The sequence below is a fragment of the Geovibrio ferrireducens genome (genome assembly GCF_026226615.1).
GTDB lineage: Bacteria > Chrysiogenota > Deferribacteres > Deferribacterales > Geovibrionaceae > Geovibrio > Geovibrio ferrireducens.
The window spans coordinates 176,434-189,555 of sequence record NZ_JAJAPB010000001.1 but is presented as its reverse complement, the minus strand read 5'-3'; the positions used below and the strand labels follow the sequence as shown (position 1 = coordinate 189,555).

13 protein-coding genes are annotated in these 13,122 nt (G+C 49.5%); 6 read left to right on the top strand and 7 right to left on the bottom strand.

The annotated features are described in order from the left end of the window. The first annotated feature begins 57 nt into the window (after nucleotides 1–57). The 6 genes from tig (at nucleotide 58) to OSQ85_RS00800 (ending at nucleotide 7,230) form a co-directional block, all read left to right on the top strand. Entirely contained in the window at nucleotides 58–1,416 is a 1,359-nt protein-coding gene (tig, locus tag OSQ85_RS00825) for a trigger factor (RefSeq protein WP_265820740.1), read from the top strand. 3 nt (nucleotides 1,417–1,419) lie between these two features. Further along, nucleotides 1,420–2,016 (top strand): ATP-dependent Clp endopeptidase proteolytic subunit ClpP, encoded by a 597-nt coding sequence (gene clpP / locus OSQ85_RS00820; protein WP_265820739.1) that lies wholly within the window; start codon nucleotides 1,420–1,422, stop codon nucleotides 2,014–2,016. 139 nt (nucleotides 2,017–2,155) lie between these two features. Next, entirely contained in the window at nucleotides 2,156–3,391 is a 1,236-nt protein-coding gene (gene clpX / locus OSQ85_RS00815) for an ATP-dependent Clp protease ATP-binding subunit ClpX (RefSeq protein WP_265820738.1), read from the top strand. A 44-nt stretch (nucleotides 3,392–3,435) separates the two neighbouring features. Beyond that, nucleotides 3,436–5,745, top strand: a complete 2,310-nt coding sequence (lon, locus tag OSQ85_RS00810) for an endopeptidase La (protein WP_265820737.1) — start codon at nucleotides 3,436–3,438, stop codon at nucleotides 5,743–5,745. 7 nt (nucleotides 5,746–5,752) lie between these two features. Next, nucleotides 5,753–5,980 carry a 30S ribosomal protein S21 gene (rpsU, locus tag OSQ85_RS00805; RefSeq protein ID WP_265820736.1) on the top strand — a complete coding sequence of 76 codons (228 nt, stop codon included), beginning with the start codon at nucleotides 5,753–5,755 and terminating at the stop codon, nucleotides 5,978–5,980. 560 nt (nucleotides 5,981–6,540) lie between these two features. Continuing rightward, nucleotides 6,541–7,230, top strand: a complete 690-nt coding sequence (locus OSQ85_RS00800) for a hypothetical protein (RefSeq protein WP_265820735.1) — start codon at nucleotides 6,541–6,543, stop codon at nucleotides 7,228–7,230. Between the two features lie 42 nt (nucleotides 7,231–7,272). On the opposite strand, the gene OSQ85_RS00795 is transcribed toward OSQ85_RS00800, so the two are convergent. The 7 genes from OSQ85_RS00795 to gatC form a co-directional block, all read right to left on the bottom strand. After that, nucleotides 7,273–8,253 carry a hypothetical protein gene (locus OSQ85_RS00795; RefSeq protein ID WP_265820733.1) on the bottom strand — a complete coding sequence of 327 codons (981 nt, stop codon included), beginning with the start codon at nucleotides 8,251–8,253 and terminating at the stop codon, nucleotides 7,273–7,275. A 90-nt stretch (nucleotides 8,254–8,343) separates the two neighbouring features. Then, nucleotides 8,344–8,937, bottom strand: coding sequence for a lysine exporter LysO family protein (locus OSQ85_RS00790; protein ID WP_265820732.1), 594 nt, complete (start codon nucleotides 8,935–8,937; stop codon nucleotides 8,344–8,346). After that, entirely contained in the window at nucleotides 8,931–9,203 is a 273-nt protein-coding gene (locus tag OSQ85_RS00785) for a LysO family transporter (protein WP_265820731.1), read from the bottom strand. Before OSQ85_RS00785 ends, OSQ85_RS00790 begins: the two co-directional genes overlap by 7 nt. 3 nt (nucleotides 9,204–9,206) lie before the next feature. Further along, on the bottom strand, nucleotides 9,207–9,611 hold the full coding sequence (gene mce, locus OSQ85_RS00780) for a methylmalonyl-CoA epimerase (RefSeq protein WP_265820730.1): 405 nt from the start codon (nucleotides 9,609–9,611) through the stop codon (nucleotides 9,207–9,209). A 207-nt stretch (nucleotides 9,612–9,818) separates the two neighbouring features. Continuing rightward, on the bottom strand, nucleotides 9,819–11,258 hold the full coding sequence (gene gatB, locus OSQ85_RS00775; RefSeq protein WP_265820729.1) for an Asp-tRNA(Asn)/Glu-tRNA(Gln) amidotransferase subunit GatB: 1,440 nt from the start codon (nucleotides 11,256–11,258) through the stop codon (nucleotides 9,819–9,821). Between the two features lie 3 nt (nucleotides 11,259–11,261). After that, entirely contained in the window at nucleotides 11,262–12,725 is a 1,464-nt protein-coding gene (gatA, locus tag OSQ85_RS00770; protein WP_265820728.1) for an Asp-tRNA(Asn)/Glu-tRNA(Gln) amidotransferase subunit GatA, read from the bottom strand. 85 nt (nucleotides 12,726–12,810) lie between these two features. Then, nucleotides 12,811–13,098 carry an Asp-tRNA(Asn)/Glu-tRNA(Gln) amidotransferase subunit GatC gene (gatC, locus tag OSQ85_RS00765; RefSeq protein ID WP_265820727.1) on the bottom strand — a complete coding sequence of 96 codons (288 nt, stop codon included), beginning with the start codon at nucleotides 13,096–13,098 and terminating at the stop codon, nucleotides 12,811–12,813. Nucleotides 13,099–13,122: the final 24 nt, after the last annotated feature.

Here is a 13,122-nt window from a genome sequence, read left to right as displayed (position 1 = left end):
TAAAAAAATCAAATATAAAAGATGCATTCCCGCACTGTTTATCTTAAGGAGAAGTCAATGAAAGTTGAAGTGAGAGACGCCGAGAAATCCCAGAAGGAGCTTTCCGTAGAACTTTCTGTGGAAAAATACGAGCAGGTCTTTGAGGCTGAATACAAAAAAGTCGCTCAGAAAGCCAAAATCGCAGGTTTCAGACAGGGTAAAGCACCCAAGGATAAGATCCTGAAAGAACACGGACACGCGGTTAAGGTTCAGGCTCTCGAAAAACTTATCAACGACTCTGTTTTTGCAGCCATCCAGCAGCAGGATATTAAAGCTCTCGGTGCTCCCGAAATAAAAGATGTTAAGTTTGAAGACGGCGAACCCATCACATTCAAGGCGTATGTGGATGTTTTCCCCGCAATAGAAGTGAGCAAGTTTGAAGGCTATGACTTCATTAAGGAAAAAGTTACCGTTACTGATACTGATGTTGAGCAGGTTATAGAGAACATCAGAAAGAATCAGGTAAGCTATGAGCCCGTTGCTGACAGAGCAGTTCAGGACGGCGACATGACGGTAATCGATTTCGAAGGCCGCAAAGACGGCGAGGTTATTCCCTCCGCAACTGCGCAGAACTACTCCCTTGAAATCGGCTCCGGCGCTTTCATCCCCGGATTCGAGGCTCAGCTTATCGGCATGAAAACCGGTGAGCAGAAAGACATCGAAGTCACCTTCCCCGAAAAATACCACGAGCCCAGCCTCGCAGGTCAGCCTATTACCTTCGGCATCAATATGAAGGAGATCAAGGCGAAGGTTCTTCCCGCACTTGATGATGATTTTGCTCAGGCTGTTGATGAAAAATTCGAAAGCTTCGCAGATCTCAGAGAAACAATCAAAACCGAACTTGAGGAAAGCTCAGAGCGTCAGGCTGATGACAAACTCCTCAACGATATTATAGAGAAAGTAATAGCCGAGAACTCATTCAGCATACCTCAGGCTATGGTAAGGGAGCAGGCTTACAGACTTGCAGACCAGACCCTCCAGCAGTACATGTCTTACGGCATGGATCCCGCCCGTTTCGGCATCTCCAAGGAGAAAATAGCCGAACAGCACATGGAAACTGCCGAAAAACAGGTTAAAGGCGCACTGATCATCAACCACATCACTGAGAAATTCGCCCTTACCGTTACAGATGAAGATGTTGAGAAAACAATAGAGAAATATGCGAAGATGAGCAAAATGACCCCTGCCGACTACAGAACAGAGGTTGAAAAGCACAACGGCATGAACTCACTGAGAAACTCCATCAACACAGATAAAGTTACAGCTTTCCTTGCCGGAAAAAATAATGTTACACTCAAAGAAATCACTAAAGAAGAATTAGAGGCAAGACTTAAAGCTGAGCAGGAGAATGCGGAAGAAACTGCCTCCGGAGAGTAATTTATGAAGGAAACAAACGCTTACGTCCCCTTTGTCATAGAGCAGACAGGCAGAGGGGAACGCTCCTACGACATATACTCAAGGCTTCTGAAAGACAGAATTGTCTTTCTCGGCACACCTATTGACGATATGGTGGCGAACCTTATCATAGCGCAGCTTCTTTTCCTTGAAGCAGAAGATCCTGAGAAGGACATATTCCTCTATATCAACAGCCCCGGCGGTGTAATCACCAGCGGGTTCGCGATTATGGATACCATGAACTATATCAAGCCTGCGGTATCTACAATATGTCTCGGTCAGGCGGCCAGCATGGGTGCTGTTCTTCTTGCATGCGGCGCAAAGGGCAAAAGGTTTGCCGTACCGAATGCAAGGATAATGATTCACCAGCCTCTGGGCGGTTTTCAGGGGCAGGCTACGGATATTGAAATCCATGCCCGCGAAGTGGGACGCATGAAGAAGCTCCTCAACGAGATTCTCGCCGAGCGTTCCGGCAGAAGCGTACAGGAACTTGAGAAGGACTCCGACCGCGACTTTTTCATGAGCAGCACCGAGGCTAAAGAATACGGCCTTATTGACGATGTTATTGTGAAAAGAGGCTGATTTTAGTCTTATACAAATATAAGGTTGAAATTTGCAGGCAGGCAGGTATCTTGATCAGAATGCGGCACAGTGCAGAAGCTCTGTGCCTGTTTCCGCGTGTAGTTGCCTGCGGAAGCGCCTTTAACGGGAGCGTATTTTTATGAAAAAAAGTAAAGAATCACTCAACTGCTCTTTCTGCGGCAAAAGTCAGGAAGAGGTCAAAAAGCTTATTGCAGGGCCAGATGTTTATATCTGCAATGAGTGCATAGAACTCTGCAACGAAATACTGAGCGAAGACAATTTTGAGGAACAGGGAACCAAAGACCTGAACCTGCTCACTCCCAGAGAACTCAGCAAAAAGCTGGATGATTACGTAATCGGCCAGCAGCAGGCGAAAAAGGTTCTCAGCGTTGCGGTGCACAACCACTACAAGCGTATTCTCCACGGCAGCAAGACCGAAGTCGAACTTGAGAAAAGCAACATTCTCCTCCTCGGCCCCACCGGAACAGGCAAGACCCTTCTCGCCAGAACCCTCGCGAAGATACTGAATGTTCCCTTCGCAATCGCCGATGCCACAACCCTTACGGAAGCGGGCTATGTGGGTGAGGATGTGGAAAACGTTGTTCTTAAGCTTCTCCAGAACGCTGACTATGATGTTGAGCGCGCCCAGAAGGGGATTATCTTCATCGATGAGATAGACAAAATCTCCAAGAAGACCGACAGCCCTTCCATCACCAGAGATGTAAGCGGCGAGGGTGTTCAGCAGGCACTGCTTAAAATAATCGAAGGTACGGTGGCAAACGTTCCCCCTCAGGGCGGACGCAAGCACCCGAATCAGGAATATATTCAGGTGGACACTTCCAACATCCTTTTCATATGCGGCGGCGCCTTTGAAGGCATCGAGGACATAGTGAAAAGGAGAATGGGCGAGAAAACCCTCGGTTTCAGCTCCAAAATAGATGAAACAAGGGAAATGAAGCGCTATGAACTCCTTAAGAACGTTCGCCCCGAAGACCTCGGCAAGTACGGACTTATACCTGAGTTCATAGGCAGGCTCCCCGTTACCGCCGCTCTTGAGGATCTCAACGAGGACGCGCTTATCCGTATCCTTGTGGAGCCCAAAAACTCCCTTCTCCGCCAGTATAAGGAGATGTTCGCATTTGATGACGTGAAGCTTGAGTTCACCAACTCCGCCCTTAAGGCTGTGGCAAAGCAGGCACTCACCAGAAAAACCGGAGCAAGGGGTCTGCGCTCCATCCTTGAGGAATCCATGATGGACATCATGTATGAGGTTCCCTCCCTCAAGAATGTTAAAGAGTGTGTGGTGAATGAAGATGTCATCACCGGAAAAGCAAAGCCGATAATAATCTATGAAAATCAGAAAGAGACGGCCTAGCCCGTCTCTTTTTCCTTTTTAATTCCTCCATACAGGTGTCATAAGTGAGCATAAGCGAGCAATACGCCCTTATCCCTCTCAGGGATATGGTTATATACCCAGGTATGATTACCCCCGTTTTCCTCGGCAGAAAAAAATCAGTCGAGGCAGTTGAAATAGCAGATTCCACAGACAGACGAATATTTTTCACCCTCCAGAAGGACCTCACGGTCAACGAACCGGGCATGGCCGATCTTAACGAAACAGGCACAATAGCAAAGGTTCTCCAGGTGCTCAAGCTTCCTGACGGCTCCATAAAAATACTTGTGGAAGGGCTTACCAGAGGGAGAGTCGAGAAGTTTTTCGATGAACCCGAATGTCTTTATGCGGAAGTGCGCCCTGTAATAGAAAGGGAAGAGTACGAAAACACAGAGGCTATGACCGCCGGGCTGATGAAAGCTTTTAACGAATATGCAGAACTTTCGGGCAAGGTTGATCCGGGTGTGCGGGAAAATATCAAAAACATGCGCGATCTGGAAACACTTACGTGGATGATAGCGGGAAGTGTGCATGTCAAAAATGAAACCCATCAGGAAATCCTTGAGATAAACAGTCTGCCTGAGCGTGTGGAAAAGGTTATGGAAACCCTTTTCACAGAGATAGAGCTGATCCGTATTGACGAAAGGATCAAAAAGAAGGTCAAAACCCAGATGGCCAAGGCTCAGAGGGAATATTACCTCGGAGAACAGATTAAGGCTATAAACAAGGAACTCGGCAGGGACGAAGATCCCAAGGCCGAGGCGGACGAGATAGAATCGAAGATAAAGGAATCCCTTATGCCGGACGAGGTGCGGGAAAAGGCGATGAAGGAGCTGAAAAAGTTCCGCAGCATGCCCGCAATGAGCTCCGAGACCACCGTTTCCAGAAACTATCTGGACTGGCTGGTGAGCATCCCGTGGGGTAAAACCACAGAGGACAACCTTGATATAACAAGGGCGGAGGAGATACTCAACCGGGATCACTTCGGCCTTGAAAAACCCAAAGAACGCATTCTGGAATACCTTGCCGTGCGCTCCCTCTCCAAAAAGCTGAAAGGTCCCATAATCTGTTTTGCGGGCCCTCCCGGTGTGGGCAAAACGTCCCTCGCGCGCTCCATCGCCGAATCCATGGGGAGAAAGTTTGTCCGCATGAGTCTGGGCGGAATGAGAGACGAGGCGGAAATCCGCGGCCACAGAAGAACCTATGTAGGTGCTCTTCCCGGCAAAATAATTCAGTCCATAAAAAAATCAGGCAGCATGAACCCTGTGTTCCTGCTGGATGAAATAGATAAACTCGGCTCCGACTACAGAGGTGATCCTTCAAGTGCGCTGCTTGAAACCCTTGACCCTGAGCAGAACTCCACATTTATGGATCACTACATGGAGGTGGAGTTTGACCTCTCCAAGGTGCTTTTCATAACCACCGCAAACAGCGTGGAGAGCATACCTGCTCCCCTGCTGGACAGGATGGAGATAATCGGCCTTGCCGGGTACACGGAAAAGGAAAAGTTCAGCATCGCAAAAAACTTCCTCATCCCAAAACAGCTTGAGGAGCACAGCCTCACAGCGGAGCAGGTGAAAATAGCCGATTCCGCAGTCAGTGAGATAATAAAAAGCTACACGCGCGAGGCGGGGGTTCGTACCCTTGAGCGCGAGATAGCCTCTGTCATCCGCAAGGCGGCGAGGCTCATCGTCCAGAATAAAAAGAAGAAGACCGTAAAAATAAACGCCGAGACTGTTGAGAAAATGCTCGGCAAGAAGAAATACCGCCATGAGGAGCTCAGAGAGGACGAGGACAAAGGCATAGCCACCGGGCTCGCATGGACACCATACGGCGGCGATATTCTCCAGATAGAGGTATCTGTCTTCCCCGGAAGCGGAAAGCTGGAACTCACAGGGAAGCTTGGCGAGGTTATGAGTGAATCCGCAAGAACTGCCCTCTCTGTCGTGAAAAGCAGGGCGGATAAGTTCGGTATTCCGGCTTATATGTTTAAGGATAATGATATACACCTCCACGTCCCCGAAGGTGCAGTGCCGAAGGACGGCCCCTCCGCAGGGATAACCATGACAACGGCGCTTATGTCCGCCCTTTCGGGACTCAAGGTGAACTGCCGTATAGCCATGACCGGGGAAATAACTCTCAGAGGCAGAGTTCTTCCCGTGGGCGGAATAAAGGAAAAGGTGCTCGCCGCACACAGAGCCGGAGTGAAGGAGATCATACTTCCGTCCGCAAATGAAAAGGACTTGACAGATATTCCGGCTGATGTTAAAAACGAAACTCGGTTCCATCTTTTCGAGAGTATTGATCAGGTGCTTGAAACCGTAATTATCAAATAAAAAGGATGTGATTACTTTGGCTACTAACGCAGCAGTTAGGGTTGAGGGCGATAACGTTGATTACGCACTCAAACTTCTGAAGAAGAAAGTAGAGCGTGAAGGTCTTATCAGAGAGATCAAAAAACACACCTACTATGAGAAACCTACGGAAGTCCGCAGGAAGAAACTTCTCAAAGCCAGAAGGAAGCAGCAGAAGCTTCAGAGAAAGCTTCAAGAAAAGTACAAGTACTATTAAAGTTTCCGTTGTATAACGGTCTTTATACTTAAGGCGGCGCATTTGAATGCGCCGCCTTTCTTATTTTATAATGTCAAATTTTCCATCCATGGAAATTTGACATACACGCTCGCGCCGCATAAATGCGGCTTCGCTACGCACGGCGCAACTCCCTTCCTAGGGAATGTTTTGCTCCGGTTACGCTTACGTTTCGTCTTTGCTGATGATAATTCAGAAACAGTACATCCTGTCCGTTTCTTCACTCGCTCGCGCCGCAATGAATGCGGCTTCGCTACGCACGGCGCAACTCCGACCATGGAGTTGCATGCTCCCCGGTACGCACTCCACGGGCACGTCCATGTGCCTGAATTCCTACCGTACGGCGCGCTCCCTTTCTTGGGAGCGTTTATGTCATTGCGAATCCCTGAAAGGGTGAAGCAATCTCTAGGTATTCTTAAAACCACTCACCAATGACCGAATATTAGGGAAAAAATATTATCTTTCTGTTAAATATAAAAAACAGTTTGAAATGTGTTAAGATAATAAAGGTCAGTCATATTCAATCTATTGCGAGGTGTCAGATGAGAAAACTGCTTTTATGCTTGTTGATTGCTGTGAGTCTGTTTGTTTACGGATGCAGCGGGGATGACGGAAGTGACGGTGTACAGGGTGTTGTCGGAGAACAGGGTGAAGCAGGAGCACCGGGAGCAGCAGGTATTCAGGGTCCAGTAGGTCCGGCGGGACCGCAGGGAGAACAGGGTGAACCTGGCCCAACAGGCCCGGCAGGCCCTCAGGGTGTACAGGGAACAGCAGGTTCTGACGGAGCGACGTATGTTCTTGCAGCTCCGGTTTACTCGGCTGATGTGAGTGTGGCAATCAGCAGTAATGTTGTTTTCAACAGTGTTCTTTATTCCGCAGGGAACGTCAGTTACAACAGTATTACAGGCATAGTGACTTTTAATGTAACGGGCAGATACATTGTTAACTGGAATGTTTCAACGGACGGGCTTATCGGGCCTATCAACACTGCAACGGCTGATGTAAGCTTCGCGCTCATCTCCTCACAAGGGGATAACATCGCGTCTGCCGGCCTTCTGAGCACAGGGCAGATAAGCGGATTCGGCATAATAGATGTGGTTGCTGCTCCGGTAACTATGTCTCTTGTGAACGATTCAAGCAATGCTGTTCAGCTTGCTGATGTAACGCCTAAGGCTAACCTTATGATAAACAGCTCTGACGGGGCAGTCTCTCTTCTGGTTTCAAGAAACTAAACAGACGGCTGATACGGTTTCTGCCGTATCAGCCTTTTTTAATCACTGAAACATGCTCCGGTTTTTCACATTGCGCACACGCAGTTCAAGAATCTGTCCGCCGTCATCTCTCACACAGGCCTGAAATGTTTTGTCAGAATCTACAATGCAGTCATCGTCCGGTTCAATGCCGTATGAAACCGATGACCAGCCTCTGTACATTGTGATGAAGTTCATCGACAGGGATGACCATGTGGTCTGAAAATCCGCAGGGGAAACAGAAGATGGCTTTTTCGCGAACACATAGTAACGCTGAAGCTGAGGGGAATCCTCATCATAATAGCTCAGCGTAAAGACAGTTTTCCCTGCATCCATCCAGCCGATCAGCCCGTAGGTCTCCTCCATTGTGACAAGACCGGTGCTGTCAATACCGAAGGTTCCGCTGAAAGCTGATGTCACTTCGGAATTGTTCGTGAGCGAGCCTGTGAATGTTCCGTCCGCACCCGCCGTTACTGCTCCCTTCGCAAACCATTGAATACCGGAATATGAAATGGCTACAAACTCCCATTCACCCTGTAAATCACTGATGTTATATGCTGAACCTCTTTTCAGTTCAAGACCCAGAAAGTATTTTCTGTATTCGTACTCATTGAAATAGGGAATGATCGTTTTGCCGTGGTCAAGGAAGCCGTAATACAGGTTATCATCCGATGCGCCGCCGGTTCCCGGTATTGTCATTTCCGGTGAGATAATCATATCGACTCTGGAACCGTCATTGATAACCTCCACCGTGTAGCTGGTTCCCGCCTGTCTGCTGCTGAGAGTGCTGCTGACATTTCCGTTTGAACTGTAAGTGAGTTCACCTCTGTCAATGAAGATGTCCGGGTCGCTTCCGAAGCCGCTTACGTTCCAGACTCCCGCCATGTCCGCAGGGGAGTAACCGGTGCTGCCCGTGCCGCCGGTTTCCGATGAACTGCTTCCGCTGTTGCATGCAGAAAGCACTGATACTGAGAGCACTATTAATAAAATTCTGAAATACCGCATCACACACCTCTATTAAATTTATAAATAATTCTAACAGAGGTGTTGATAGAACGTATGTGAATAATTACATTTATGCGTAAAAGGCTGCGGTCAGATAAAAAGCTGGATGATAAATGGTGTCAGGGTGGTCAGCACAACCCCCTGTACAAAGCCGATGAGTGCCGCGCGTCTTCCCGCGAACTTCTCTATCACCGGCAGAGTAACATCCATGGTGGTAGCCCCGCCCGGAGCAATTGCCGCATACTGACCGAAGTATTTCGCTATGAAAGGCACACAGACAAGGGTCAGGCTCTCTCTGATAACATTTGAAAGGAAGGCGATAGCGCCTAGTTCCGCACTTTTCACCTTGGCCAGTATAACCGCCGAAAACGAATACCACCCGAAGCCCGAAGCTACCGCCATAGCGTCCATAGCGGAGAGCTTAATCACGAACGAACAGAGGAAACCGCCGAATATGGTTCCGGCTATTGTCCCCGCAGGGACAATGATAAGGTATCTGTCCGGCTTGAGGGTGGCCTTAAGCCCGGCTCTGGAAGTGCCCAGATCAAAGCCTATGAGAAACAGCATGAGATAAAGCATCGCCTCCACCAGCATGCCGTTGTTATTGACAAGCACCTCAGGGAGAAGACCGTTGAAAGAAAGAAAAGCCCCTGCAAAAACAGAAGCAACAAGCACTATCAGCATTCTTTTTTACCGAATAAACGAACAAACAGCAGGACAAACGCCACGCTGAAAACTATGACAAATACGGATATGATAAAGGACGTAAGTCCGAAATCAGCTAATTTTTCAAGTATATGCGGGTCTTTGCCGAGGTTTACGCCCATAAAAAACAGTAATCCCACAAGGCTGAATGTGAAAAGATGCCTCCGCACACGCCCGTGGTAACCCTCAGGCAGAAAAAGAGACGGAATCAGCCCGGCTATGACCGCCAGAATGTAGTACAGCATAGCTTAATGAGCACCTTCCTGCGAAAGCTCCGTCAGGACACCGTTCACGCTTTTAGGGTGAACAAAGGCTATCTGCATTCCGTGAGCGCCGGGTTTGGGCTCCTCGTCAATGAGCTTTATCCCCTCAGACCTGAGCTTGTCCAGAGCGGTTTTTACACAGGGAACCCTGTAGGCTATGTGGTGGATGCCCTCGCCCTTCTTTTCAAGATACTTGGCGATGGGGCTCTCCTCACTCGTGGGCTCCAGAAGCTCAATGTTCACGCCGCCGACATTGATGAACGCCACACGCACCTTCTGAGTGGGGACTTCCTCAAAATGATCAGCACCCGCACCCATGACACCGTAAAATTTCAGCGCCTCGTCCAGATTCCTGACCGCTATTCCGATGTGATCAATCTTTTCCAGCATAAAATCACCTGTGTGGTTTTATTTATAGAGAGTTCCTGTAAGGTTTTTATTATGAGAAACCCCTTTTTTACGGAAAAAAGTGTTTCTCAAACTCTTCCCAAAAAACGGAACTGCTTACGCAGGAACAAGTTTCTTGGGGAGAGAGTCTGAGAGTACCCTTTCTTTTTCTTTAAAGAAAGGGTGCTTTCAGTTTAGGGAATAACTGGGTTATCCCAGAAGTTTAGCGATAATATCGTTTACCATCTGCGGGTTTGCTTTCCCTTTTGAGAGTTTCATAACCTGTCCGACGAAGAACCCCTGTAGGCGTTTTTCGCCGTTTTTATATCTTTCGGCTTCTGCGGGGCTTGAGTCTATGACCTGTTGCACGATCGCCTCAAGCTCGCCGGAGTCGGAGTTCTGCACCAGCCCCTGTTCCTCAACAATTTTGGCGGGGTTTTTGCCTGAGTCTATAACGGCTTTGTAAACGTCTTTGGCTATTTTGCCGCTGATTTTGCCGCTGTCTATCAGGCTTACCAGTTCCGCAAGCTGGGATGGGGATATGCCCGCATCTGATATGCCGCATTGTTTTTCGTTCAGTGTGCTGAGCACTTCTGAGAGGATCCAGTTTGCGATCATTTTCGGGTTATTGAAGCCTTTGAGTGCTTCCTCAAAGTAGTCCGCGTATGCCTTTTCCGCTGTGAGGGCTATGGCATCGTGCTCAGGCAGTGCGTATTCGCTCATGAAGCGTGCCATCTTCGCATCGGGCAGTTCGGGGAGCGTGGCGCGCACGGCTTCCACATAGTCCGCATTGAGGACAATGGGCACAAGGTCAGGGTCGGGGAAGTAGCGGTAGTCGTTCGCCTCCTCCTTGCTGCGCATGGAGACGGTGATCCCTTTTGCCGCATCCCAGAGCCTTGTTTCCTGTACAATGCGTCCGCCCTCGTTCAGAACCTTTTCCTGACGGCGTATTTCGTATTCTATCGCCTTCTGCACGTTGCGGAAGGAGTTCATGTTCTTGATCTCTGCCTTGGTTCCGAGTTCCTGCTGACCGACAGGACGTATGGAGACGTTTGCGTCACAGCGGAGTGAACCCTCCTCCATGTTGCAGTCTGCAATATCCAGATATTTCAGTATGGATTTGAGCTTTGTGAGGTAGGCTCTGGCTTCTTCGCCGGTTCTCATGTCCGGCTCGGAGACTATCTCCATAAGGGGTGTTCCCGTGCGGTTGAGGTCTATGAAGCTGTTTCCTGCGGAACCGAGGTTTTCACCGTGGATGGATTTGCCCGCATCCTCTTCTATGTGGATTCGGGTGAGGCTGATTACCTTTTTGCTTCCGTCCTCAAGCTCTATGTGCACTTCGCCGCCGATGCATGTGGGCAGCTCATACTGTGAGATCTGATAGTTTTTCGGCAGGTCGGGGTAGAAGTAGTTCTTGCGGGCGAAAATGCTTTTCTCCGCAATGCGGCATCCCACGGCGAGCCCCGCCTTGACAGTATATTCCACAACCTTTTCGTTCAGCACGGGGAGTGTGCCGGGCATACCGAGGCATATGGGGCATACCTGCGAGTTTGCTTCCGCTCCGAAGGCGGTGGAGCAGGAGCAGAATATTTTTGATTTTGTTGAGAGCTGAGCGTGTACCTCAAGCCCTATGACAGCTTCGTATTTCATGATCTATTCCTTAAATCCTTCGGGTACGTCAGTTGATACGCCTGAGGCCTGCTGAAAGGCGTGGGCTATGTTCATTATTTTTCCTTCCTCGAAATACTTGCCGAGGATCTGCATCCCCACGGGGAGCCCCTTGCCGTCAAATCCGCATGGGACAGAGAGTCCGCAGCCGCCGTAGAGGTTCAGGGAGATGGTGTATATATCGCTCAGGTACATCTCAAGGGGGTTGGATGACTTCTCGCCGAATTTAAAAGCGGTCGAGGGGGAGGTGGGGCAGATGATGGCGTCCACTTTCTCGAATGCCTTTTCAAAGTCCTGCTTAATCAGCGTACGCACCTTTTGTGCTTTTATGTAGTATGCATCATAATAGCCTGCGCTGAGCACGTATGTTCCGAGCATTATCCTGCGTTTGACCTCCGCCCCGAAGCCTTCTGAGCGGGTCGCTGTGTACATGTCGTACAGGTTTTCGCTCTCGGCTCTGTAGCCGTATTTCACGCCGTCAAAGCGGGCAAGGTTGCTTGAGGCTTCCGCTGTGGCGATTATGTAGTAAACAGATACGGCGTAATCTGTATGGGGCATGCTTATTTCCACAGGTTCGCAGCCCAGTTCCCTGAGCTTGGCTATTCCCGCTTCCACTCTGGCTTTCACCACGGGGTCGAGCCCTTCTGCGAAAAACTCCGTGGGTATGCCTATCTTAAGCCCTTTCACATAGCCTGTGAGATCAAGGGTGTAGTCTTTCTTCGCAACAGGAGCGGATGTGGAGTCCTTAGGGTCATGCCCTGCGATTGCGGAAAGCACCATTGCGCCGTCTTCCGCTGAGCGGGAGAATGTGCCTATCTGGTCAAGGCTGGAGGCGAAGGCGATGAGCCCGAAACGGGAAACTGTGCCGTATGTGGGTTTGAGGCCTACTATTCCGCAGAGGGAGGCGGGCTGGCGTATGGAGCCGCCCGTATCGCTTCCGAGGGAAACAGGGGTGAGCCCCGCAGCAACAGAGGCCGCAGAACCGCCGCTTGAGCCGCCGGGAACACGGGAGAGATCCCACGGGTTGCGTGTCTGTTTATAGTAAGAGGTTTCGTTGGAGGAACCCATAGCAAACTCGTCCATGCTGAGCTTGCCGAGGACAACCATCCCCTCTTTTCTGAGCAGTTCCGTTACTGTGGCGTTATAAGGCGCACGGAAATTTTTCAGTATGCGGGATGAGCAGGTGGTGGGCATGTCATCAGTCACTATGAGATCTTTAAGTGCTATGGGAATACCCGCCAGAGCCGGGAGATTTTCGCCCTTCGCTCTTCTCGCATCAATCTCTTCCGCCTGTTTCAGGGCATTTTCGTTGATATGCAGAAAAGCCTGAAGATCTCCGTCATACTTCTGTATCCTGTCTGAATAAAATGAAACCAGCTCTTTCGAGGAAAGTTTTTTATCTTTCAGAGCCGTGCTCATTTCTTTGAGAGTCATGCTTAAAATACTCATTCTATCACCATGTTAAAAGTAAGGTCTTGTTTTCTCAGACTCCTTTCAAAGAAACCGGGTTTTTTACCTGCGTCAGCAGCCCCGGTCATTCTATCACTCTCGGAACCTTGAAATGGCCGTGTTCGGCTTCGGGAGCGTTTGCGAGGGCTCTTTCCGTGCCGAGGGAGGGTCTGGCTTCGTCCGCTCTCGTTACGCTGTAAAGATCAAGGACGTGAGATGTGGGCTCAACACCCGCCACGTCAAGCTCCTCAAGCTTTTTTATGTAGCCGAGAATGGAACCCAGTTCATCTGCGAGCTTCTCAACTTCCGCGTCATCAACTTTCAGACGGGCAAGCTTGGCTATGTGCCTTACGTCTTTATCGGTTATGGACATCTGTATAACCCCTTGTAATATTTG

Excerpts from the sequence above, each read along its gene's own strand:
- tig (WP_265820740.1), top strand. The coding sequence starts at position 58 with ATGAAAGTTGAAGTGAGAGACGCCGAGAAATCCCAGAAGGAGCTTTCC.
- clpP (WP_265820739.1), top strand. The coding sequence starts at position 1,420 with ATGAAGGAAACAAACGCTTACGTCCCCTTTGTCATAGAGCAGACAGGC.
- clpX (WP_265820738.1), top strand. The coding sequence starts at position 2,156 with ATGAAAAAAAGTAAAGAATCACTCAACTGCTCTTTCTGCGGCAAAAGT.
- OSQ85_RS00800 (WP_265820735.1), top strand. The coding sequence starts at position 6,541 with ATGAGAAAACTGCTTTTATGCTTGTTGATTGCTGTGAGTCTGTTTGTT.
- OSQ85_RS00795 (WP_265820733.1), bottom strand. The coding sequence starts at position 8,253 with ATGCGGTATTTCAGAATTTTATTAATAGTGCTCTCAGTATCAGTGCTT.
- OSQ85_RS00790 (WP_265820732.1), bottom strand. The coding sequence starts at position 8,937 with ATGCTGATAGTGCTTGTTGCTTCTGTTTTTGCAGGGGCTTTTCTTTCT.
- OSQ85_RS00785 (WP_265820731.1), bottom strand. The coding sequence starts at position 9,203 with ATGCTGTACTACATTCTGGCGGTCATAGCCGGGCTGATTCCGTCTCTT.
- mce (WP_265820730.1), bottom strand. The coding sequence starts at position 9,611 with ATGCTGGAAAAGATTGATCACATCGGAATAGCGGTCAGGAATCTGGAC.
- gatB (WP_265820729.1), bottom strand. The coding sequence starts at position 11,258 with ATGAAATACGAAGCTGTCATAGGGCTTGAGGTACACGCTCAGCTCTCA.
- gatA (WP_265820728.1), bottom strand. The coding sequence starts at position 12,725 with ATGAGTATTTTAAGCATGACTCTCAAAGAAATGAGCACGGCTCTGAAA.
- gatC (WP_265820727.1), bottom strand. The coding sequence starts at position 13,098 with ATGTCCATAACCGATAAAGACGTAAGGCACATAGCCAAGCTTGCCCGT.